This window comes from Streptomyces sp. NPDC029041 (assembly GCF_040637515.1).
In the GTDB taxonomy this organism is placed as follows: Bacteria; Actinomycetota; Actinomycetes; order Streptomycetales; family Streptomycetaceae; genus Streptomyces.
The window spans coordinates 539390-561835 of record NZ_JBEZWO010000007.1 but is presented as its reverse complement, the minus strand read 5'-3'; the positions used below and the strand labels follow the sequence as shown (position 1 = coordinate 561835).

The window sequence follows — 22446 nt, the reverse complement described above, 5'->3', positions numbered from 1 at the left end:
GGGTTTCGCCATGAGCAACTACGGTGCCGAGTCCGCAGGCGCTCCGAGTGGCGGAGTGCAGTCCGTTGACCGTGCTGTCGCCGTGCTGGAGATCCTCGCCCAGCAGGGCGAGGCGGGCGTGAGTGAAGTGGCCGCGGCGATCGATGTCCACAAGTCCACGGCCTTCCGCCTGCTCGGCGCGCTGGAAGCGCACGGGATGGTCGAGCAGGAGAGCGAGCGCGGTAAGTATCGCCTCGGCTTCGGAGTCGTGCGCCTGGCCGGCGCGGTGACGGGCCGTATCGCCGTCACCCGGTACGGGCGGGCCATCTGCGAGCGTCTCGTCGACGACGTGGGCGAGACGCTGAACATCGCCGTGCTCGAGTCCCACCACGCGATCAACCTCTACCAGGTGCGCAGCACCTCGGCCATCGCCGCACAGAACTGGGTGGGACGTCAGACGCCGCTGCACTGCACGTCGAGCGGCAAGATCCTCCTCGCCCACCTGGACCGCGAGGACCGCGACGAGCTCCTCGCCGAGACCGGCCTGCCCCGTATGACACCGCGCACGGTGACCTCGAGGAAGAAGCTCGAGGCGGACCTGGCCGAGGCCCGCGAGCAGGGTTACGCCATCACGGTGGAGGAATACGAGGAGGGCCTGAACGCCGTGTCCGCGCCCGTGCGTTCGGACGAGGGCCAGGTCGTCGCCGCTCTCAGCGCGTCGGGGCCGGCCTTCCGGATGACCGAGGGACGGATGCGCGAACTGGCGCGGTTGCTCGTCGCGGGAGCGGACGAGCTCAGCCGCCGTCTCGGCTACAGGGGCTGATACGCGGGCTGCGGCCCGGCCCTGCAGACGGCGGCCCCGGCTGGCCGTCGGCCGGGACAGGTCTCGTACGCCGAGCGGCGGCCCGGGAACCGGTACCGGATACCGGTGGTCCGGCCGCCGCTTTCGTGGTGTCCGTGTCAGCCCGTCCACTCCACGGCGGCGTCCAGCAGCCAGTCCGACAGGTAGCCGGCGAAGGAGGAGCGGACCAGTACCCAGAAACCGGCCCTCGGGTCGTCGCGGGTCACCAGGACGACCTGGGTGCGGCCGAGGGTCGTCTGGGCGCAGCGGCCCGGGCCGAAGACGCGCGGGTGCAGGTCGAGCGAGCAGCCGTGGGCGAGCAGGTCGCGGGCTCGGGGGCCGGCGACGAGGAGCGTGGTGCGCTGTGCAGAGACGTCGACGACGGACACGGGCTCGTCCCCGGCGGCCTCACGGATCCGGTTCTCCAGTGCGCGTCGGCCGCCCGGCGGTCCGACCACGAGATACTCGTCGGGGCCCAGCCACAGCGTGGTCAGCTCCCCTGCGCGGACGACGGTGCCGGGCTCGACGGGGAGTGGCAGGCCCAGCGCCAGTGCCACGGCGTCTGCCGCCGCTCCCTTCGGATCGAGGCGGACGTTGATCTGGGTCAGGAAGGGGAGTTCCCCGAGACGGACGGCGCCCCCGGAGGTGCGGGTCGCGGCGGCCAGCCGGTCCGCGGCGTGCGACAGGGGGCTGCGGAGCGGGGCGGTAAGGGCGGTGTCAGCCATCACGGCGGGCTCCCTCGGGGTCGTAGAGGACGGGGCTCGCGACGGTCACCGGGACCAGCCGGTCACCGACGGGGGCGTAGAGGCGCTCACCGATGCGCTCGCGTCCGCCCTTGACCAGCGCGAGCGCGAAGGTCCGGCCGAGGGCCGCGCTGCGGTAGCTCGACGTGACGTGGCCGAGCATGGGGACGGGGGGCGCGGGCAGCACGCTGTCGGCGACGAGGTGCGTGCCCTCGGGGAGGAACGTGCCCGGGTCCTCTGGGAGCAGGCCGACGAGGTGCTTGCGGTCGGGGCGGGCGGTGTCGGCACGGGCGAAGGAGCGCTTGCCGATGAAGTCGGGCTTCTTCTTCGACACCGCCCAGCTCATGCCGAGATCCTGTGGCGTCACGGTGCCGTCGGTGTCCTGGCCGACGATCGGATAGCCCTTCTCGGCGCGCAGGACGTGCATCGTCTCCGTGCCGTACGGGGTGATGCCGTACGGGGCGCCCGCCTCGTACAGCGCCTCCCACAGGACGAGGGCCTCCCAGGGCGACACGTTGATCTCGTAGGCGAGTTCGCCGGAGAAGCTGATCCGGCACACCCGGGCCTCGATGCCCGCGATGGTCGTGTCCCGCCATGCCATGAACGGGAAGTCGTCGTTGGCCACGGCCAGGTGCGGTGCGAGGGAGCCGAGGACCTCGCGGGACTTCGGTCCGACCAGGGCGACGGTGGCCCACTGTTCGGTCACCGAGGTGCAGTGGACCTTCAGCTCGGGCCACTCCGTCTGGAGCCACTCCTCCATCCAGTCCAGCACGGCGGCGGCGTTGCCCGTCGTGGTGGTGACCAGGTAGCGGTCCTGGCCGAGGCGGATGACGGTGCCGTCGTCGAAGACCATCCCGTCGGGGCGGCACATCACGCCGTAGCGGATCATGCCGACCTTCAGGGTGCTCATCATGTTGGTGTAGAGCAGGTCGAGGAAGGCGGCGGCGTCCGGGCCCTGGACGTCGATCTTGCCGAGGGTGGAGGCGTCCATGAAGGCGACTCCCTCGCGGGCGGCGGCGCATTCGCGCAGCACGGCCGTCTCCATGTCCTCGCCGTCCTGCGGGTAGTACCAGGGCCGCTTCCACTGGCCGACGTTCTCGAAGAGGGCGCCGTGTGCGACGTGCCAGTCGTGCAGGGCGGTGGTGCGGACCGGGTCGCTGAGCATGCCGCGGTCGCGGCCGGCGAGGGCGGCGAAGGAGACCGGGGTGTACGGGGGCCGGAACGTGGTCGTGCCGAGCGCCGAGATGTCCACACCGAGCAGTTCGGCGACGACACCGCCGGCCAGGACGCCGGAGGTCTTGCCCTGGTCGTTGGCGGTGCCGGCCGTGGTGTAGCGCTTGGTGTGCTCGACCGAGCGCATTCCTGCGCCGGTGGCCCGGGCCAGGTCGTCGACGGTGACGTCGCGCTGGAGGTCGACGAACCGTGGGGCGCCTTGCCTGCCGGGGACGGTGAAGACCCGCATGGGCGGCGTGTGCGGCTGTGCCGCCACCTGCGGCAGGCGGGGCGTCTCGGCCGTGTAGCCCTCGGCCTCGATCGGGCGTGCTCCTGCGGCCGCCCCCTGGGCGAGGACGCGGGCCAGGTCCATGACCCCGTTCGCGGCGCCCGCCACCTCGACGGCCTGACGGCAGGTGTCGGGGACGAAGCTGCCGAGCTCCTCGTCGTGGCGGAGCTTGCCGCCCGCCTGGCTGAACAGATGTGCGACCGGGTTCCAGCCGCCGGAGACCAGGAGCAGGTCGGCGGCGAACTCCCGTCGCCCCGTCGTCTCCCCGAACGGGGCGACGGTCACGGCGGTGAGACGCGGGGCGCCTTCGGTGGCCGTGACGGCGTGGCCCGTCAGCACCTCGATGCCGGCCCGGCGGGTGCGCTCGGCCCACTCCCCCGGCTCGGGACGGGTGTCGACCACGGCCTCGATGGCAACGCCCGCCGCGGCGAGGTCCAGCGCCACCGCGTAGGCGCTGTCGTTGGTGGTGAAGACCACCGCGTGGCGGCCGGGCAGGGCTCCGTGCCGGTTGACGTGGGCAAGGGCCGAAGCGGCCAGCATCACGCCGGGCCGGTCGTTGTCCGCGAAGGCCAGCGAGCGTTCGTGTGCGCCGGTGGCGAGGACGACGTGGCGGGCCCGGATGCGGTGGACCCGCTCCCGGGAGACCTTCTCGGGGGCCGCGGCGCCGAGGTGGTTGGTGCGGCGCTCGACGGCGAGCAGGTGGTTGTCGTCGTAGTAGCCGAAGACCGTGGTGCGGCGCAGGACCCGCACGTCGGGGGCGGCGTCGAGCCGGGCGGTCGTCTCGGTCACCCAGTCGAGGAGTTCGCCGGTGCCGAGGAGGCTGCCGCCGGGCTCCGGCTGGTCGTCGGCGAGGATGACGCGGGCGCCCGACCGGGCGGCGGCGGCCGCCGCGGCGAGGCCGGCCGGGCCCGCGCCGACGACCAGGAGGTCGCAGTGGGTGTGCACGGCGTCGTAGCGGGCCGGGTCCGGTTCGGTGGCGAGGCGGCCCTGGCCGGGGAGGCCGGTTGCGACGAGGCCGTCGTAGAGCTCGACGGTGGTGGCCGGGAGCATGGGCTCGGGGAACGGTTCCTCGATCTGGATGACCGCGTTCGGTTCCTCGACGCCGGCCGAGAAGATGCCCCGGGGGCGGCCCAGTTTGATGCTGGTGCCGGTCTGGATGACGCCGTTGGCGAGGAGGGCGGAGGCGAGGGTGTCGCCTCTGTAGCCCTGGTACTGCGTGCCGTCGAAGGTGAAGGTGAGGGGCTCGTCGCGGTGGATGCGGCCTCGGGTGGGGTGGCGGAAAGGCTGGTTGTCCTCCCCCGCCGCGCCCCTTCCCGAAACCAGGGGCTCTGCCCCCGGACCCCGCCGGGGGCTCTGCTCCCAGACCCCCGTACCGGCCTGAACGGCCTCGTCCTCAAGCGCCGGACGGGCTGCCCGCGCCGCACGTGCCTCGAGAACGGCCGGTCGCTCCTCCCCCGCCCGGTACACCGTCAGGATCTCGTTCGTCGAGGTGTCCCGGACGGCGTTGAACCAGCGGCGGCAGCCCGCGGCGTGGCTCCAGCGTTCCGCGAAGGGGCCCCTCGGGTTGTCGCGGAAGAAGAGGTAGCGGGCCCACTCCTCGTCGGTGAGGGACGCCGGGGCCTCCGGGTACGGCACATGGGCCTGGCCGCCGTAGTGGAACTCGGCCTCGTCGCGAGGTCCGCACCACGGGCAGGGGATCAGCAGCATGGATCGGCTCCCAAAGCTTCCAGTGGTCCTAGTGGGCCACCGCGGCCGCGCCGTGCTCGTCGACGAGCGCGCCGGTGGTGAAACGGTCGAGCGAGAAGGGGGCGTTCAGCGGGTGCGGTGTGTCGTGGGCGATGGTGTGGGCGTAGACCCAGCCGACACCGGGGGTGGCCTTGAAACCGCCGGTTCCCCAGCCGCAGTTGAGGTAGAGGTTGTCCACGGGGCTGAGGCCGATGATCGGCGAGGCGTCGGGGCTGACGTCGACGATGCCGCCCCAGGTGCGCAGGAGGTGGGCGCGGGCGAAGACCGGGAAGAGTTCCAGGGCCGCCGCCATCTGCTCCTCGATGATGTGGAAGGCGCCGCGCTGGGTGTAGGAGTTGTACGCGTCGATGCCCGCGCCCATCACCAGCTCGCCCTTGTGGGCCTGGCTGACGTACACGTGCACGGCGTTGGACATGACGACCGTCGGGTGGACCGGTTCCAGCAGCTCCGACACGAGCGCCTGCAAGGGGTGGCTCTGCACGGGGAGTTCGATGCCCGCCATGGCGGCCAGGACCGAGGTGTGGCCCGCCGAGCAGAGGGCGACCTTGCCCGCGGCGATCGGGCCCCGGGTGGTCCGGACTCCGACCACCCGGTTGCCGACCACGTCGAGGCCAGTGACCTCGCAGTTCTGGATGATGTCGATGCCGGCGGCGTCGGCGGACCGGGCCAGGCCCCATGCGACGTGGTCGTGCTTGGCGATGCCCGCGCGCGGCTGGTAGGTGGCGCCCAGGACCGGGTAGCGCACGTCCGGGGAGACGTTGACGATCGGGCAGACGTCCTTGACGCCGTCCGCGTCGAGCCACTCGGCGTCCACGCCGTTGAGGCGGTTGGCCTCGACGCGGCGCACACTGTCGCGGACGTCCTGGAGGCTGTGGGCGAGATTCAGTACGCCGCGCTGGGAGAAGAGGATCGGGTAGTCCAGCTCGTCCGCCAGGCCCTCCCACAGCTTGAGGGCGTGCTCGTAGATGCCGGCGCTCTCGTCCCAGAGGTAGTTGGAGCGGATGATCGTGGTGTTGCGGGCCATGTTGCCGCCCGCCAGCCAGCCCTTCTCCAGCACGGCGACCTTGGTGATGCCGTGGTTCTTCGCCAGGTAGTGGGCGGTGGCCAGGCCGTGTCCGCCGCCGCCCACGACCACGACGTCGTAGGAGCGCTTGGGCTCGGGGTTGCGCCAGAGCCAGTCGGGGTGTTCGGGGAGCTCGGCGCCGGGGGTGCGGGGGCTCATCGGGCGTCTCCGTTGTCGGACAGGTGCGGGTAGAGCGGGTGCTTGGCGGCCAGGGCCTCCGTGCGGGCACGCAGGGCCGCCACGTCCGGCTCCGGCTGAAGGGCTAGGGCGATGACGTCCGCGACCTCGGCGAAGTCCTCCTCGATGAAGCCGCGGGTGGCCAGGGCCGGGGTGCCGATGCGCAGACCCGAAGTGACCATGGGCGGGCGCGGGTCGAAGGGCACGGCGTTGCGGTTGACGGTGATGCCGATCTCGTGGAGCAGGTCCTCGGCCTGGCGGCCGTCCAGCTCGGAGTCGCGCAGGTCGACCAGGACCAGGTGGACGTCCGTGCCGCCGGTGAGCACCTTCACCCCGGCCGCCGCCGCGTCCGCCTGGGTGAGACGCTCGGCTAGGATGCGCGAGCCGGCGAGCGTGCGGGCCTGGCGTTCGGCGAACTCCGGTGTCGCGGCGACCTTGAACGACACCGCCTTGGCGGCGATGACGTGCTCCAGGGGGCCGCCCTGCATGCCGGGGAAGACAGCCGAGTTGATCTTCTTGGCCAGGTCGGCCTCGTTGGTGAGGATGACGCCGCCGCGCGGGCCGCCGAGGGTCTTGTGCGTCGTCGTGGTCGTGACGTGGGCGTGCGGTACGGGGCTCGGGTGCAGTCCTGCCGCGACCAGTCCGGCGAAGTGCGCCATGTCGACCATCAGCAGGGCGCCCACCTCGTCGGCGATCCTGCGGAAGGCGGCGAAGTCCAGCTGCCTGGGGTACGCCGACCAGCCCGCGATGATCATCTTGGGGCGGTGTTCCTTGGCGAGCCGCTCGACCTCGTCCATGTCGACGAGGTTGTCCGCCTCCGAGACGTGGTACGGCACGACGTTGAGCATCTTGCCGCTGTAGTTGATGCGCATGCCGTGCGTGAGGTGCCCGCCGTGCGCGAGGTCGAGGCCGAGGACGGTGTCGCCGGGCTGGAGCAGGGCGAAGAAGACGGCCGTGTTCGCCTGGGCGCCCGAGTGCGGCTGGACGTTGGCGAAGCCCGCGCCGAAGAGGGACTTGATGCGTTCGATGGCCAGCCGCTCGGTGACGTCGACGTGTTCGCAGCCGCCGTAGTAGCGGCGGCCGGGGTAGCCCTCGGCGTACTTGTTGGTCGCGACCGAACCCTGGGCCTCCATCACCGCGGAGGGCGCGAAGTTCTCGGAGGCGATCATCTCCAGGGTGGACTGCTGGCGGTGCAGCTCGGCGCGGAGCGCGGCGTGGACCTCGGGGTCCAGCTCCGCCAGGGGGGTGTTCAGCGCGTTCATACGGCGTTCGCGTTCCTCTCGGCGGCCTCGACGACATTGGCGAGCAACATGGCACGGGTCATGGGGCCCACGCCCCCGGGCATCGGCGCCAGCCAGCCGGCGACCTGGGCGGCGTCCGGGTGGATGTCTCCGACCAGGCCCTGGTCGGTGCGGGTGATGCCGACGTCCAGGACGGCCGCGCCGGGGCGCAGCATGTCCTTGGTGATCAGTCCGGGCGAGCCGGCGGCCGCGACGACGACGTCCGCCTCGCGTACGTGCCAGGCCAGGCCCTTGGTTCCGGTGTGGCAGAGGGTGACGGTGGCGTTCTCGGAACGGCGGGTGAGCAGGAGCCCGATCGGCCGTCCGACGGTGATGCCCCGCCCGATCACGCACACCCGGGCCCCGGCGAGCGGTACGTCGTGCCGGCGGAGCAGTTCGACGATGCCGCGCGGGGTGCAGGGCAGCGGCGCCTCGACGCCGAGGACGAGCCGGCCGAGGTTGACGGGGTGCAGTCCGTCGGCGTCCTTGGCCGGGTCCATGCGCTCCAGCACGGCGTTGGCGTCCAGGTGACGGGGCAGCGGAAGCTGGACGATGTAGCCGGTGCAGGCGGGGTCGGCGTTGAGCTCGTCGATGGTCTCCTCGACCTGCCGCTGAGAGGCGTCGGCGGGCAGCTCCCGCCGGATCGAGGCGATCCCCACCTGGGCGCAGTCCCGGTGCTTGCCTCCGACGTAGGCACGGCTGCCGGGGTCGTCGCCGACCAGGACGGTGCCGAGGCCGGGCATCCGCCCGGTGGTCGCGCTCAGCTTGGCGACGCGCTCGGCGAGTTCCTGCCGGATCGCGGCGGCGGTGGCCTTGCCGTCGAGAAGTTGTGCGGTCACCTGAAGTGGTCCTTCCAACAAGGCTGTGGCTGAACGCCCATCAGGGGCGCGGGGAACTGCGCGACAAGCCACGACGCACCCGCGGACGAAAACTCACCCACGAAGCCGGGACATCGTCGGATCGAACAACGGCTCCTCAGCCACGACGGCCTCGACAGACTGATCGAAGTACCCGATGTGCAGAACGGTCCCGGGAGCGGCCAGCTCCACCGGCAACCACGCGTAGGCGATGCCCTTGCCGATCGTGTAGCCGTACGCCGCACTGGTGACGTACCCCACCGCACGGGCCCCGTCGTACACCGGCTCCTTGCCCATGACGACGGCCCCGGGGTCGTCGATCGTGAGACAGGTCAGCTTCCGCCGGACATCGGCCTTGCGCCGCTCCAGCGCGGCTTTCCCGACGAAGTCGTCCTTGTCGAGCTTCACGGCGAAGCCGACACCGGCCTCGTACGGGTCGTGCTCGTACGTCATGTCCGTGCCGAAGGAGCGGTAGCCCTTCTCCAGGCGGAGACTGTTGAACGCACCCCGCCCGGCCGCGATGCCGCCCAGTGGCTCGGCCGCCCGCCACAGCGTGTCCCACAGCTTCTGTCCCAGATCCGCGGTGGTGTACAGCTCCCAGCCGAGTTCGCCGACGTACGACAGGCGCATCGCGGTGACGGGCACGGAGCCGATGTGGGCGCGCTTGGCGCGGAAGTACTTCAGGCCGGTCGCCGAGAAGTCGACGTCGGTCAGGGGCTGGAGGACGTCGCGGGCGCGCGGCCCCCACAGGCCGATGCAGCAGGTGCCGGGGGTGATGTCGCGGACCTGGACCGTGCCGTCGCCGGGGAGGTGGCGGGTGAACCAGTCGAGGTCCAGGTTGCCGTTGGCGCCGACCTGGAAGAGGTCGGGGGCGAGCCGGGCGACGGTGACGTCGCTGCGGATGCCGCCGTCGTGGTCGAGGAGCAGCGTGTAGGTCACCGAGCCGACGGACTTGGCGACCTTGCCGGTGCACAGCCTTTCCAGGAATTCGCCGGCGCCGCGCCCGCTGACCTCCAGCCGCTTGAGGGCCGTCATGTCGTACAGGGCGACGGTCTCTCGGGTGGTCTGGGCTTCGGCGGCGACGATGGGCGACCAGTACCGTGCGGCCCAGTCGTTGGGGGTGACGATGGAGCGGCCTTCGACCAGCCCGGCGTTGACCTCGTACCACTGGGGCCGCTCCCAGCCGTTCGCCTCCAGGAAGAAGGCGCCCAGCTCCTGCTGCCGGGTGTGGAACGGGCTGGTGCGGATCGGGCGCGGGTCCCCCGACGGCTGGAGGGGGTGGAGGATGTCGTAGACCTCGACGAAGTTCTGGCAGTCGCGGGCGAGTACGTACTCCGGCGAGAGCTGGTGCGGTTCGAAGCGGTTGACGTCGCACTCGTGCAGGTCGAAGGAGGAGCAGTAGCCGTCGACCAGCCACTCGGCCATGGCCCGTCCGACGCCTGCGGAATGCGTGACCCAGACGGCCTCGGCGACCCAGAAGCCCTTGACGTCCGGGGATTCGCCGAGCAGGGGCAGGCCGTCGGTGGTGAAGGAGAACAGGCCGTTGATGCCTTCCTCGATCTTGGCGTCCTTCGTCGCCGGGAGGAGTGACTGCGTCTCGGTCCAGGCTTCCTCGAAGTCCTCCTCGGTGAACTTCAGGACGGAGGGCATCTGGTCGGACTCGTCAACGGAGAGGATGTCGTCGGCGGAGACCGGCATCGGGCGGTGGCCGTAGTAGCCGATGCCCAGGCCGTCGAAGCGGTCGCGGTAGTACAGGTCGGCGTCCTGGTGGCGCAGGATCGGGCGGACCGCCTCCTGCCTCTGTCCGGCCAGGGCCGGGACCGGGCCCGTCCAGGCGAGCTGGTGGGCCAGCGGGGTGAGCGGGAGGTCCATGCCGGCCATGCGGGCGATCTTCGGGCCCCAGATGCCGGCGCAGCACACAACGATGTCGGCGGGGATCTCGCCCTGGTCGGTCAGGACGCCGGTCACCTCGCCCTCGGCCTGCCGGACGTCGAGGACTTCGTGGCGGGCGAGGAAGCGGACGCCGCGCGCGGTGGCCCGGCGGATCTGCGCCTCGACGGCGAGGACCGCCTTGGCGAGGCCGTCCGTCGGCACGTGGAGGCCTGCGAGGACCTTGTCCGGGTCGACGAGGGGGTGCTGTGCGACGCACTCCTCGGTGTTCAGCAGCCGGGACTCGACGCCCCAGGAGGCGAGCCAGCCGTGGCGCCGCTGGAGTTCGGTGACGCGCTCCGGACTGGTGGCCACCTCCAGGCCGCCGACCTGGAGGAAGCAGGGCTGCCCGTCGACGTCGAGGGAGCAGAACTTCTCGACGGTGTAACGGGCCATCTCCGTCATGGTCTTGGAGGGGTTGGTCTGGAAGACCAGGCCCGGGGCGTGCGACGACGAACCCCCGGTGGCGGGCAGGGGGCCCTGGTCGACCACGGTCACTTCGGTCCAGCCGCGCGCGGAGATCTCGTCGGCGAGCGCCGCCCCCACGACACCCGCTCCGATGATGACCACCCGGGGTCCCGCCATCGCCGCACCTCCGACGTTGAAGCGATCCAGTTGCTGTCTACGCAACAGGATTCAGGTTGCGCAACTCAATGTGCCCGTCGCGCATCGGCGTGTCAAGAGGTCCGCGACGCCGGAAAACACCCGTTCACGGCGGGGCGGAAGCCCCGCAGAACGACGAGGCCCGGCAGGCTGACGACACAGCCTGCCGGGCCCCTCCGGCCGGACTCACACGGGCGTTCCCGCGCGCTACTTGATCCAGGCGTCGACCTTGTCGCGGTTGGCCTCGACCCACTTCTTCGCCGCCGCCTCGGGCGCCATCTTGTCCACCGCGATGTACTTCGCCACGGTGTTCTGGTCCTCGTTCGTCCAGGTGAAGTTCTTCACCAGGTCATAGGCCGGGCTGCCCGACTTGGCGAACTTCGCGCTGACGATCTTGTCGAGCTCGTACACGGGGTAGTCACAGGCGACCTTCTCCGCGTCGGCGTCGCAGCCCTCCTTGTACTCGGGCAGGCTGACCTTCTTCAGGGGCACCTCGGACATGAACCACTGCGGCTCGTAGAAGTAGCCGATCACCCATTCCTTGTTCTTCTCGGCGTTGCGGTAGGCCTGGATGAGCGCGGTCTCGCTGCCCGCGTACACCACCTTGAAGTCCAGCTTGAGGTTCTTCACCAGCGCCTCGTCGTTGGTGACGAACGACGGGTCGCCGTCGAGGAGCTGCCCCTTGCCGCCCGACTCCGAGGTCTTGAACTTCGAGGCGTACTCGTCGAGGTTCTTCCAGTCGGTGATGTCCGGGTGCGCCTTCGCCAGCCACGGCGGCACGTACCAGCCGATGAGGCCCTTGTTGCCGGTCGGGCCGGCCTCGACGGCCGTCTTCTGGTCGGTGATGTACTTCTTCTTCAGGTCGTCGTGGCCCCAGTTCTCCACGACGGCGTCGACCTCGCCCGTGCCGAAGCCCTGCCAGGCGATCTCCTCCTTGAGGTCCTTCTGCTCGACCTTGCAGCCGAGGTCGTGTTCGGCGACGTAAGCGAGGACCGCCGCGTTCGCCTCGTAGCCCACCCACGGGTTGATCGCGAGGTTGAAGGTGCCGCACTTGCCCGAGCCGGCCGCGCCGGCCGCGCTGTCGTCGCCGACCTTCGCGCCCCCGCAGGCCGTGAGGGTGAGGCCGAGGACGGCCAGGCCGGCAGCGCCGGCTCTGAAGTGTCGTGCCATGGTGAGGTGCTCCTTATGCCCCGGCGCGGCGAGCCGCTGCCTGAGTGATCCGGTCGAACATGACTCCGAGCAGGACGATGGCGAGTCCGGCCGCCAGTCCCTTGCCGTACAGCTGGCCCTGCGAGAACCCGGCCACGACGTCGTACCCGAGGGCGCCCGCTCCCACCAGGCCGCCCACGACGACCATCGACAGCACGTAGATGAGGCCCTGGTTGGTGGCGAGGGTCAGGGCGCCGCGTGACATCGGCAGCTGGACCTTGGTGATGATCTGCCAGGTGTTGCATCCGGTGGACATCGCGGCCTCGACGGTGGTCCCGGGCACGGCCCGCACCCCGTCGGCGATGATCTTGATGGCGACGGGTGCCGCGTAGACGATCGCGGCGACGATCGCCGTGAACCGTGTCGCGCCGAACAGCGCGAGGAACGGCACGAGATAGACGAACGGCGGCATGACCTGGGCCGCGTCCAGGGAGGGCCTGAGCAGCCGGTCGACGAGCGCGCTGCGGCCCATCCACACCCCGAGGACGACGCCGAGCAGCATGACGAGCACGGTGGCCACCGCGGTGGAGGCCAGGGTCGTCATGGCGTCCGACCACACACCGGTGCCGATGAGCAGACCCACGCACACGGCGGTGGTGGCCCCGGCACGCCATCCGCCGAGCACCGTGCCGAGGGCGACGAGAGCTGCACCCACGAGCCACCACGGGGAGTCGGTCAGCAGGGTCTGGAAGGGGTTGAGGAGGCCGTTGGTGAGAAGGTCGCGGAAGGCGTTCGTCAGGCCCGACAGGTTGTCCTGTGCCCAGGTGGTCACGTCGGTCGCCGCCCTGGCGATGGTGCTGCCGGTGCCGCCCTCGCCGGGGAACTCGGCCGCCCACAGGTACGTGTGCGACAGGTACACCAGGACCAGGGCGCCCACTCCCCCGGCCACCAGCAGGTGCCGCCGCCATCTGAGGAAGGGACTGTCCGAGCCCCGGGCCGTGTCGGCCCGTCCGCTCGCGGCGGTGGTGACCCGGTCCAGCACGATGGCCATGACGACGATGGCCAGTCCCGCGTTGAACGCCGTGCCGACGTCCAGTGACTGCAGCGCCTGGACGACGGTCGCTCCGAGGCCGGGCGCGTTGATCAGGGCCGCGATCGTCACCATGGCCAGGGCGGCCATGATGGTCTGGTTGACGCCCATCACCACGGTCCGTTTGGACATCGGCAGCAGGACCTTCAGCAGCGCCTGGCGCCGCGTCGCGCCCATCGAGTCCGCCGCCTCGACCGTGCTCTCGGGAACCGAGCGTATGGCGTGGGCGGTGATGCGGATGGCGGGTGGCGCCGCGTAGATGGCCGTCGCGATGGTGGCGGAGGCCGGGCCGATCAGGAAGAAGAGGGTCAGGGGCGCCAGGTAGACGAAGGTCGGCATCGTCTGCATGAGGTCCAGGAACGGCGTGACGACACGGTTGAACCGGTCGGACAGCCCGGCCCACACGCCCAGGGGAAGGGCGAACAGCAGCGCCACGAAGACCGCGGAGAGGGTCAGCGCCAGCGTGTCCATGCTCTCCTGCCAGAGGCCCTGGAGGCCGAGGAAGGTGAAGCCGGCGACGGCGAGCAGCGCGACCCGCCAGTTGGCCACGGCCCAGGAGACGTAGCCGGCGATGCCCACGACTCCGAGCCAGCCGATCTGCGGCACCGGACGGCCCGCGGTCGGCTGCGATATCAGCTCCTGGACGAAGGTCACCAGGGTGTCGATGACCAGGCGGATCTCGTTGAAGAAGTAGAGGAAGAGCGGGTTGGAGTTGCGGTTGGCGCCGATGGAGTCGTTGACGTCGTTGAACCACCGGTGCAGGTCGGTCAGATCGGCGGCGGCGAGGGACAGGGTCTGCTTGCCGCGCAGCACGGCGAAGAGGACGAGCCAGACGACCAGGATCCCGGCGACGATCACCGAGCGGCTGACCGTGGGCGCGCGCCGGGCGGGAGCGGGCGGCTCCTCGGCCCCGGTTCTCTCCGGCCTCTCCGTCTTCTGTACGGCGACGGTCATCAGGCGTCGCCTTCCTGTCCGGCGACCACCGCGAGGATCTCGTCGTCGCCGACGATGCCGAGCAGTGTGCCGTTCTCGACGACCTTGACCGGCTTGTCGGCCGCGAGCACCGCCCGTGTGGCCTCCTTGACCACGACGTCCGGACCCAGTTCGGGGCCGTCCAGGGGGTCGTCGGGCTCCGCCGGGCGCATGATCCACCGCAGGGTCAGCACGTCACCGCGGGGCACGTCCCTGACGAAGTCCCGTACGTAGTCGTCCGCCGGGGCGCCGACCAGCTCGTCGCCGGTGCCGCACTGGACCATCCTGCCGTCGCGCATGATGAGGATGCGGTCGCCCAGCCGCAGCGCTTCGGACAGGTCGTGGGTGATGAACACCATCGTCTTGCCGACCTCATGGTGCAGACGGACGACCTCGTTCTGCATGTCCCGGCGGATCAGCGGGTCGAGCGCCGAGAACGGCTCGTCGAAGAGCAGGACGTCGGGGTCGCCGGCCAGGGCGCGGGCGAGACCCACGCGCTGTTGCATGCCGCCGGAGAGCTGATCGGGGTAGGAGCTCTCGTAGCCCGAGAGGCCGACGAGTTCGACGACCTCCAGCGCGCGCCTGGTGCGTTCGGCTCTGCTCATGCCGCGGATCTCCAGGCCGAAGGCCACGTTGTCGACGACCCGGCGGTGCGGCAGCAGCCCGAAGTGCTGGAAGACCATGGAGAACTTGCTGCGGCGCAGCTCGCGCAGGCGGCTCGCGTCCGCGTCGCGGATGTCCTCGCCCTCGAAGAGGATCTCGCCGGCGGTGGGTTCGATGAGCCGGGTCAGACAGCGCACCAGGGTGGACTTGCCGGAGCCGGACAGGCCCATCACGACGAACACCTCGCCGGGCGCGACATCGAAGTTCACGTCGCGCACCGCGGCCGTGCATCCGGTGCGGTCCATCAGTTCGCGGCGGGTGAGTCCGCGAAGTTCCTCGGAGCCGGGCACCTGGGCCGCCTTCGCTCCGAACACCTTCCACAGCTCGCGCACGGAGATGACGGGAGTGGGCGCGGAGTCCTGGGGGGTGTCGCGCCGCCGCGACGCCTCGGTCGTTGCTGGGGTCATGCTCGACCTCTTTCGGCGTTCAGCCGCGGAACCAGTGCTGCGGCCGGGGTTGGATGTTCTGCCAGATGTGTTTGGGCTCCCGGTACTCGTCCAGGCCGGTCGGTCCCAGCTCCCGGCCCACGCCGGAATCCCCGAACCCGCCCCATTCCGCCTGCGGCACATAGGGGTGGTAGTCGTTGATCCACACCGTGCCGTGGCGCAGCCGGCGGGCGACCCGCTGGGCCTTGCCGGCGTCCTGCGTCCAGACGGCTCCGGCGAGTCCGTACGCGGTGTCGTTGGCGATGCGTACGGCGTCGTCCTCGTCGGTGAAGCGCTCCACGGTGAGGACCGGCCCGAAGGACTCCTCGTGCACCACGCTCATGTCCTGACCGCACGCGTCGAGCACGGTCGGCGGGTAGTAGTGGCCGCCGGCCAGGGCCGGGTCGTCCGGGCGTTCGCCGCCGCAGCGCAGGACGGCGCCCTCCGCGAGTCCGGCCGCGACGTACGCCTCGACCTTCGCCAGGTGCTGGGCGGAGATCAGCGGGCCCGTGTCGGCCTGCGGGTCGAACGGGCCGCCGAGGCGGATCCGCCGGGCGCGGCGGACCAGCTCGTCGACGAACCGGTCGTGCAGCGCGTCCTCGACGATCAGCCGGGCGCCGGCCGAGCAGACCTGGCCCGAATGCAGGAAGACGGCCGTGAGCGCGAAGTCCACGGCCGTCTCGAAGTCGGCGTCGGCGAAGACGACGTTGGGGTTCTTGCCGCCGAGCTCCAGCGCGACCTTCTTCACGGTCGCGGCGGCGGTGGCCATGATGCGTCTTCCGGTGTCCAGACCGCCGGTGAAGGAGACCATGTCGACGGCGGGGTCCTCGGCGAGCGGTGCTCCCACCTCGGGTCCGGTTCCCAGGACGAGGTTGGCGGCGCCGTCCGGAAGTCCGGCCTCCGCCAGGGCCTTCATCAGCAGGATCGAGGTGGAGGGGGTGAGTTCGCTGGGCTTGAGCACGATGGTGTTGCCGGCGAGGAGGGCCGGGGCGACCTTCCAGCTCGCCTGGAGCAGCGGGTAGTTCCAGGGGGTGATCAGGGCGCACACGCCGATCGGTTCGTACACGACGCGGCTGACGGCGTCGTCGCGACCGGTGTCGATCACGCGGCCGGCGTCGGTGCCGCCGAGGCCGCCGTAGTAGCGGAAGCAGGAGACGACGTCGGCGATGTCGTACTCGCTCTCCACCAGCCGCTTGCCGGTGTCCAGTGATTCGGCGCGGGCGAACGCGTCGGCGTCGCGTTCGAGGGTGTCGGCGGTGCGCAGCAGGAGCGCGCCACGTTCGCGTTCGGGGGTGCGCGGCCAGGGCCCCTCGTCGAAGGCCCGGCGGGCCGCGGCGATGGCCGCCTCGGTGTCGGGGCGGGTGCCTTCGGACACGGTCACGGAGAGTGTGCCGTCGGCGGGGCAGCGGATGTCCCGGTGGCCTCCGGCCACGGGATCCCGCCATTTACCGTCCACGTACAGGTCTGCCACATCGGACCTTTCGAGCGAATCACGTTGCGCATCACGCACCGCATTGCTTGTGGTGGAACACTCTGGAGAAGGCGGGAACGCACGTCAAGGGGTTGGCCGATGACGGTTCTGCCAAGGAGGCAACACATAGAACCCGACGCCGACCAGCCCGGACCACCGGATTTCCGGGCCGGTCGGCTGTCTGAAAACAGTGGGTTACGCGGATGCTTCGCGGTGCCGGTAGTACGTGGCCCCGGACGGCGGCAGCGGCTCCTTGCCGAGGATGAGGTCGGCCGCCTTCTCCGCGATCATCATCACCGGCGCGTAGATGTTGCCGTTGGTGATGTAGGGCATCACGGACGCGTCGACGACCCGCAGTCCCTCCACGCCGTGCACGCGCAGGTCGGCCGGGTCCACGACGGCCATCTCGTCGGTGCCCATCTTGCAGGTGCAGGACGGATGCAGGGCGGTCTCGGCGTCCTTGGCGACCCAGGCGAGGATCTCCTCGTCACTCTCCACGGACGGGCCGGGCGAGATCTCCCCGGCGTTGTACGGGGCCATGGCGGGCTGGTTGAGCAGCCTGCGCGCGACCCTGACGGCCTCGACCCACTCGCGGCGGTCCTGCTCGGTGGAGAGGTAGTTGAAGCGCAGCGCGGGGTGCTCGGCGGGATCCTTGCTCTTGATCTTCACCGAGCCGACGGCGTCGGAGTACATGGGTCCGACGTGCACCTGGTAGCCGTGTCCGCCGGCCGGGACGGAGCCGTCGTAGCGGACCGCGATGGGCAGGAAGTGGAACATCAGGTTGGGGTAGTCCACGTCGTCGTTGCCGCGGACGAAGCCGCCCGCCTCGAAGTGGTTGGTCGCCGCCGGTCCCGTACGGAAGAGCCACTGCAGGCCGATGAAGGGGGCCCGCCACTTCGCGAGGTAGGGCTGCATGGAGACGGGCTGCTTGCAGGCGTACTGGATGTACACCTCCAGGTGGTCCTGGAGGCTCTCGCCGACGCCCGGCAGATCGTGTACGACGTCCACGCCCAGCGCCGCGAGTTCCTTGGCGTTGCCGACGCCGGAGAGCTGGAGGAGTTGCGGGGAGTTGATCGCACCTCCGCAGAGGATGACCTCCCCGGCCCGCACCCGCTGGGGCCTGCCGCGGCCGCGCCGGTACTCGACGCCGACGGCGCGCTTGCCCTCGAAGAGGACGCGGGTGACCAGGGCACGCGTGGTGACGGTGAGGTTGGGCCGGTTCCGCACGGGCTTGAGGTACGCCTGCGCGGCCGACAGCCGGCGCCCGCGGTGGACATTGCGGTCGAACCTGGCGAAACCTTCCTGCCGATAGCCGTTCACATCGCTGGTGGGAGCGTGTCCCGCCTCCTCGGTGGCCTTGAGGAAGGCCTCGAAGAGCGGGTTGGCCCCCGGACCGCGTTCGAGGACGAGGGGGCCGTCGTGGCCGCGGAACTCGTCGTCCGGGTCGGCGGCCAGGCAGTTCTCCATCCGCCGGAAGTACGGCAGGCAGTGGGCGTAGTCCCAGCTCTCCATTCCGGGGTCGGCCGCCCAGCGCTCGTAGTCCATGGGGTTGCCGCGCTGGAAGATCATGCCGTTGATGCTGCTGGAGCCGCCCAGGACCTTGCCGCGCGCGTGATAGACGCGCCGGCCGCCCATGTGGGGCTCGGGTTCGGACTCGTACTTCCAGTCGTAGAAGCGGCTGCCGATCGGGTAGGTCAGTGCCGCAGGCATGTGGATGAAGACGTCCCACGGGTAGTCGGGTCTGCCCGCCTCCAGGACCAGCACCCGGTTGCCGGGGTCCGCGGAGAGCCGGTTGGCCAGTGCACAGCCGGCCGATCCACCACCGACGATGACGAAGTCGTACCGCAAGTCAGCCATGAGGCCTCGTCTCGCTCGCGCCGTAGAGAATGCGCGGCATGCTAGTACCGGTATCTCTATGCGCACCAGGTTGCGGACGGCGCAACTTCGGGTTTTCCGCTCCAGGCCCGTGACCTGCATCGCTGTCGGCTAAGTTAATCACCCGTATAGTTGCGTTGTGAGCAACTACCATCCAGATACCGAAACGACAAGTGCGCCGGCCGGTGGGGTGCAGTCGGTCGACCGGGCCATCACCGTGCTGGAGATCCTGGCCCGGCGCGGCGAGGCCGGCGTCAGCGAGGTGGCCGCCGAGATCGACGTGCACAAGTCCACCGCGTTCCGGCTGCTGGGCGCCCTGGAAGTACGCGGACTGGTGGAGCAGGCGGGCGAGCGCGGCAAGTACCGCCTCGGTTTCGGCATCGTCCGTCTCGCCGGCGCGGTCACCGGACGCATCGACATCACTCAGCAGAGCCGCCCGGTCTGCGAGCGTCTCGCAGAGGAGATCGGCGAGACGGTGAATCTCGCCGTGATGCAGGAGAAGTACGCGATCAACCTGTACCAAGTGCGCGGTCCGGGCGCTGTGACGGCGTTCAACTGGGTCGGCCAGCTGACGCCGCTGCACGCCACGTCCAGCGGCAAGATCCTGCTGGCCCACATGCCGGCGAAGGAGCGTGCCGCGCTGCTGTCGGACGCGGGTCTGAAGAAGATGACGCCGCGCACTCTGACCGCGAAGACGAAGCTGGAGAAGAACCTCGCCGAGGCGCTGGAGCGCGGCTACTCCTGGACGCTGGAGGAGTTCGAGGCGGGACTGCACGCCATGGCCGCCCCGGTCCGCAACCGGGACGGGGAGGTCATCGCGGCGCTCAGCGCTTCGGGGCCGGCGTACCGGCTCACCGAGGACCGTATTCACGATCTCGCTCCGGTGCTGGTCAAGGGCGCGGACGAGATCAGCCACCGGATGGGATATCTGGGCTGACCCCGGCCGCGCCTGCGCCGGCCGCCCCGCGCACCCGGGGGCCGGGCCGCCGGGGAGCCGCCGTTACTGCGGTCGCTTCAGCCCCGCGCCGAGTCGCTCCTGGACGAAGGTGTGGAACTCGCCGATGTGGTGCTCGCTGGGCACGAGGACCCCGCCCTTGGCGTACAGCCGGGAGCTCATCGCGGGCTGGCAGCGCTCGCAGGCGTCGAAGTCCTGCCGGTTGACCCGGTCGAAGAGCTCCACCGACCGGCTGACGTCCTTGCCGCTCTCGACGACGTGCTCGAGGTACAGCCAGTCGCACTCGACGATGGTGCGGTCCGCGGCGACCGGGTACATCCGGTGGAAGATCACGTGGTCGGGCACGAGGTTGATGAACACCTGCGGGCGGACGGTGATCGCGTAGTAGCGGCGGTCCTGGTCCTCGGTGACGCCCGGGATGCGGTCGAGGCCTTCCGAGCCGTCGACGGTGAAGCCCTTCACGTCGGAGCCGAACTCCGCGCCGTGTCCCACGTAGTACTGGGCTGCGTAGCCGTCGGCGAACTCGGGCAGTACCTCGGTGAGTTCGGGGTGGATCGTCGCGCAGTGGTAGCACTCCATGAAGTTCTCGACGATGAGCTTCCAGTTCGCCCGGACGTCGTAGACGATGCGCCTGCCGATGTCGAGGTCCTCGATGCCGTAGCGCTCGATCGACTCCGTGTCGCCGAGACGGGCGACGACGTCCTGTACGACCTCGTCGAAGGGGGGCGGGTTCTCGGCGAGGCACACCCACACGTAGCCGAGCCATTCGCGCGTCGCCACGCTCGCCAGGCCGTACTCGGTGCGACCGACGTCGGGCATCTTGGTGAGGTTGGGTGCCGCGACGAGTTTGCCCGTCAGGTCGTACGTCCAGGCGTGGTAGGGGCATTGGAAGGCGCGCTTGACCTCGCCGCTCTCCGCCGTGCACAGCTTGGCTCCGCGGTGCCGGCAGACGTTGTAGAAAGCGCGTACGGACTGGTCGCGGGCTCGGGTGACGAGGATGCTCTCGCGGCCCACTTGGACGGTCCGGAACGCCCCGGGACCGGCGAGGTCGGCGGAACGCACGGCGCAGAACCACATCGCCTCGAAGATGTGTTCCTGTTCCTGGGCGAAGATGCCGGGGTCGGTGTAGGCGGAGCCGGGCAGGGTGGCGATGAGACTTTCCGGCAGACCGGTCGAGGTCACAGTGCACTCCTCGGGGAGACGTCGTGGAACGGGCACGCACACGCGCCGGACGAGCTGCACCGGACGTCGTCGGATCAGGGAGCAACGCCCTCTCAGGGCGTGTGGGCCGCGAGCTGTTTGCGCCAGCGCATGAACAGGCGGGGCTGGTTCATCCCGAGGACGGCGACCGGGTGCCCGGCACGCCGGTAGACGGCCAGGACGTCACGGTCGTCCGCAGCGCCTTCCTCGATCGTGACGCTGTCGGCGCGGGACGCGTTGCCGGCGAACTGGATCTTCACGCCGTACTGGTCGGACCAGAAGTAGGGCGGTCTCGGGACGCCCGGTTCGGACTCGCCCCAGGAGAGCAGGGCGGCGACCGCCGCGTCGGGTCGTTCCCGGGCGCCGGTCCAGTGCTCGACACGGCGGTGGGTGCCGGCGCGGGGGTCGTACCAGGAGGCGCAGTCGCCGACCGCGACCACCCCGGCCAGGCTGGTACGGCCGTCCGCGCCGCACTTGACGCCGTCGGCGAGTTCGACTCCGGAGCCCGCCAGCCAGTCGACGCAGGGGCGGGCTCCGATGCCCACGACGACGATGTCGGCGGGGATGCTGCGGCCGTCCTCCATCAGGACGGCGTCGACGCGGGTCTCGCCGCTCAGCCCCTTGACGCCGACTCCGCACAACAGGCGTACACCGTGGTCGGCGTGGAGGGCGGAGACGATCCTGCCCATGGTGGCGCCGAGCGGTCCGGCCAGTGGTGTGGGCTCGGCCTCGACGATGGTCACGTCGAGGCCGAGCGCACAGGCGGTGGAGGCGACCTCGGCGCCGATGAAGCCGCCGCCGATCACGACGAGGCGCCCGCCCCCGGCCAGTTCGTCCCGCAGGGCGCGGGCGTCGTCCAGGGTGCGCAGGGTGTGCACTCCGGCCAGGCCGTCCATGCCGGGCAGGGTGCGGGCGGCGGCACCGGTGGCGATGACGATGCCGTCGGCCCTCACCTCCCGGCCGTCGGTGAGACGTACGGCGCGGGGTGTCGTGTCGAGCCGGGCGGCACGGGCTCCGAGCAGCCACTCCACTTGCAGGTCCTCGCCGTCCGGCTCCAGGGCGAGATCGGCCTCGCCGATGCCGCCGGCCAGGAACTCCTTGGACAGCGGCGGCCTGTCGTAGGGACGGTGGAGCTCGTCGCCCATGACGACCAGCCGTCCGTCGTATCCCTGCTTCCGCAAGGAACGCGCCGCTGACAGACCGGCCAGCGACGCGCCCACGACGGCCACCGTCCTCACGCGACGCCCCCGGCGAGCCGGGCGGCTATGCAGGGAGGCAGGTTCGGGGCGGCCGTGGAGAGCCGGACGTAGATCATGCCGTCCTCGACGAAGACCTCGTGCGTGCGCACCGGGAGCTTGGCCGGCGGGGCGTCGACGGCTCCGGTCGTGAGGTCGAACTTCGAGGCGTGCAGCGGGCATTCGACCTCGCGGCCCTCCAGCCAGCCGTCGGCGAGCGAGGCGTCCTGGTGGGTGCATGTGTCGTCGATGGCGAAGAGCTCGCCGTCGTCGGTGTGGAACACCGAGACCGGCGGGGCGATGTCGAGCCTGTGGGCCTCGCCTCGGGGCAGATCCACGAGACGGCACGCGGGAATCATCATGACACCTCGGTGCGTATAGCGAAACGGATTGCGGTCAACGCAACGCCAGTGTGAGGGCGTCCGCAAACCCTTGTCAAGGAGTTCACGGGCCGCTCGGCGCCGGAATTTTGTTGCGTCATATGAAATAACCTGCGTCATAGGAAACGCAGGTCAAGGCTGGGCGCCCGTGGGACGGGGGCATGTGCGACGGCGTCGGCGCGCACCCGAGACCCGCGGTCACGCGCACCGCGTCGGCCGTCGAGGCGACGTCGTGGACAAGGGCGCACCAGCATCCTGCACGGCGGCTGGGACCGGCACCGAAGCCGGAGCAGTCCGGGTCCGCGGGGCCCG

Annotated in this window: 16 protein-coding genes; 2 read left to right on the top strand and 14 right to left on the bottom strand. The window is 70.6% G+C overall.

All coding sequences use genetic code 11. The annotated features are described in order from the left end of the window. Window positions 1-10: 10 nt before the first annotated feature. Window positions 11-802, top strand: a complete 792-nt coding sequence (locus tag AB0F04_RS21150; RefSeq protein ID WP_362043495.1) for an IclR family transcriptional regulator — start codon at window positions 11-13, stop codon at window positions 800-802. 137 nt (window positions 803-939) lie between these two features. On the opposite strand, the gene AB0F04_RS21145 is transcribed toward AB0F04_RS21150, so the two are convergent. The 11 genes from AB0F04_RS21145 to betA form a co-directional block, all read right to left on the bottom strand. After that, window positions 940-1545 carry a sarcosine oxidase subunit gamma family protein gene (locus AB0F04_RS21145; protein ID WP_362043494.1) on the bottom strand — a complete coding sequence of 202 codons (606 nt, stop codon included), beginning with the start codon at window positions 1543-1545 and terminating at the stop codon, window positions 940-942. Next, a complete protein-coding gene (locus AB0F04_RS21140) occupies window positions 1538-4771 on the bottom strand; it encodes a sarcosine oxidase subunit alpha family protein (RefSeq protein WP_362043493.1) in 3234 nt (1077 codons plus the stop codon). The genes AB0F04_RS21145 and AB0F04_RS21140 overlap by 8 nt, the downstream gene beginning before the upstream one ends. Window positions 4772-4799: 28 nt before the next feature. After that, complete coding sequence (locus AB0F04_RS21135; RefSeq protein WP_362043492.1) at window positions 4800-6032, bottom strand: sarcosine oxidase subunit beta family protein; 1233 nt, start codon at window positions 6030-6032, stop codon at window positions 4800-4802. Next, window positions 6029-7312: a serine hydroxymethyltransferase gene (gene glyA, locus AB0F04_RS21130; protein ID WP_362043491.1), complete on the bottom strand. Its 1284-nt coding sequence runs from the start codon at window positions 7310-7312 to the stop codon at window positions 6029-6031. Before glyA ends, AB0F04_RS21135 begins: the two co-directional genes overlap by 4 nt. Next, complete coding sequence (locus tag AB0F04_RS21125; protein WP_362043490.1) at window positions 7309-8169, bottom strand: bifunctional methylenetetrahydrofolate dehydrogenase/methenyltetrahydrofolate cyclohydrolase; 861 nt, start codon at window positions 8167-8169, stop codon at window positions 7309-7311. Before AB0F04_RS21125 ends, glyA begins: the two co-directional genes overlap by 4 nt. A 93-nt stretch (window positions 8170-8262) precedes the next feature. Beyond that, a complete protein-coding gene (locus AB0F04_RS21120; RefSeq protein ID WP_362043489.1) occupies window positions 8263-10701 on the bottom strand; it encodes an FAD-dependent oxidoreductase in 2439 nt (812 codons plus the stop codon). 225 nt (window positions 10702-10926) lie between these two features. Beyond that, window positions 10927-11889 carry an ABC transporter substrate-binding protein gene (locus AB0F04_RS21115; RefSeq protein ID WP_362043488.1) on the bottom strand — a complete coding sequence of 321 codons (963 nt, stop codon included), beginning with the start codon at window positions 11887-11889 and terminating at the stop codon, window positions 10927-10929. 13 nt (window positions 11890-11902) lie between these two features. After that, the gene (locus AB0F04_RS21110; protein ID WP_362043487.1) at window positions 11903-13912 is read right to left on the bottom strand and encodes an ABC transporter permease subunit; all 2010 of its coding nucleotides are present in this window, start codon (window positions 13910-13912) and stop codon (window positions 11903-11905) included. Beyond that, window positions 13912-15000, bottom strand: coding sequence for a glycine betaine/L-proline ABC transporter ATP-binding protein (locus AB0F04_RS21105; protein WP_362043486.1), 1089 nt, complete (start codon window positions 14998-15000; stop codon window positions 13912-13914). The genes AB0F04_RS21110 and AB0F04_RS21105 overlap by 1 nt, the downstream gene beginning before the upstream one ends. A gap of 19 nt (window positions 15001-15019) precedes the next feature. Beyond that, window positions 15020-16489, bottom strand: a complete 1470-nt coding sequence (locus AB0F04_RS21100; protein ID WP_362043485.1) for an aldehyde dehydrogenase family protein — start codon at window positions 16487-16489, stop codon at window positions 15020-15022. A 195-nt stretch (window positions 16490-16684) separates the two neighbouring features. Further along, on the bottom strand, window positions 16685-18346 hold the full coding sequence (gene betA, locus AB0F04_RS21095; protein WP_362043484.1) for a choline dehydrogenase: 1662 nt from the start codon (window positions 18344-18346) through the stop codon (window positions 16685-16687). Window positions 18347-18554: 208 nt separating this feature from the next. Here betA and AB0F04_RS21090 point away from each other — a divergent pair, with 208 nt between their 5' ends. Next, a complete protein-coding gene (locus AB0F04_RS21090; protein WP_362043538.1) occupies window positions 18555-19301 on the top strand; it encodes an IclR family transcriptional regulator in 747 nt (248 codons plus the stop codon). 63 nt (window positions 19302-19364) lie between these two features. On the opposite strand, the gene AB0F04_RS21085 is transcribed toward AB0F04_RS21090, so the two are convergent. The 3 genes from AB0F04_RS21085 to AB0F04_RS21075 form a co-directional block, all read right to left on the bottom strand. Further along, window positions 19365-20501, bottom strand: coding sequence for an aromatic ring-hydroxylating dioxygenase subunit alpha (locus AB0F04_RS21085; protein WP_362043483.1), 1137 nt, complete (start codon window positions 20499-20501; stop codon window positions 19365-19367). A gap of 92 nt (window positions 20502-20593) precedes the next feature. Next, complete coding sequence (locus AB0F04_RS21080; protein ID WP_362043482.1) at window positions 20594-21757, bottom strand: FAD-dependent oxidoreductase; 1164 nt, start codon at window positions 21755-21757, stop codon at window positions 20594-20596. Then, entirely contained in the window at window positions 21754-22116 is a 363-nt protein-coding gene (locus tag AB0F04_RS21075; protein WP_362043481.1) for a bifunctional 3-phenylpropionate/cinnamic acid dioxygenase ferredoxin subunit, read from the bottom strand. Before AB0F04_RS21075 ends, AB0F04_RS21080 begins: the two co-directional genes overlap by 4 nt. Window positions 22117-22446: the final 330 nt, after the last annotated feature.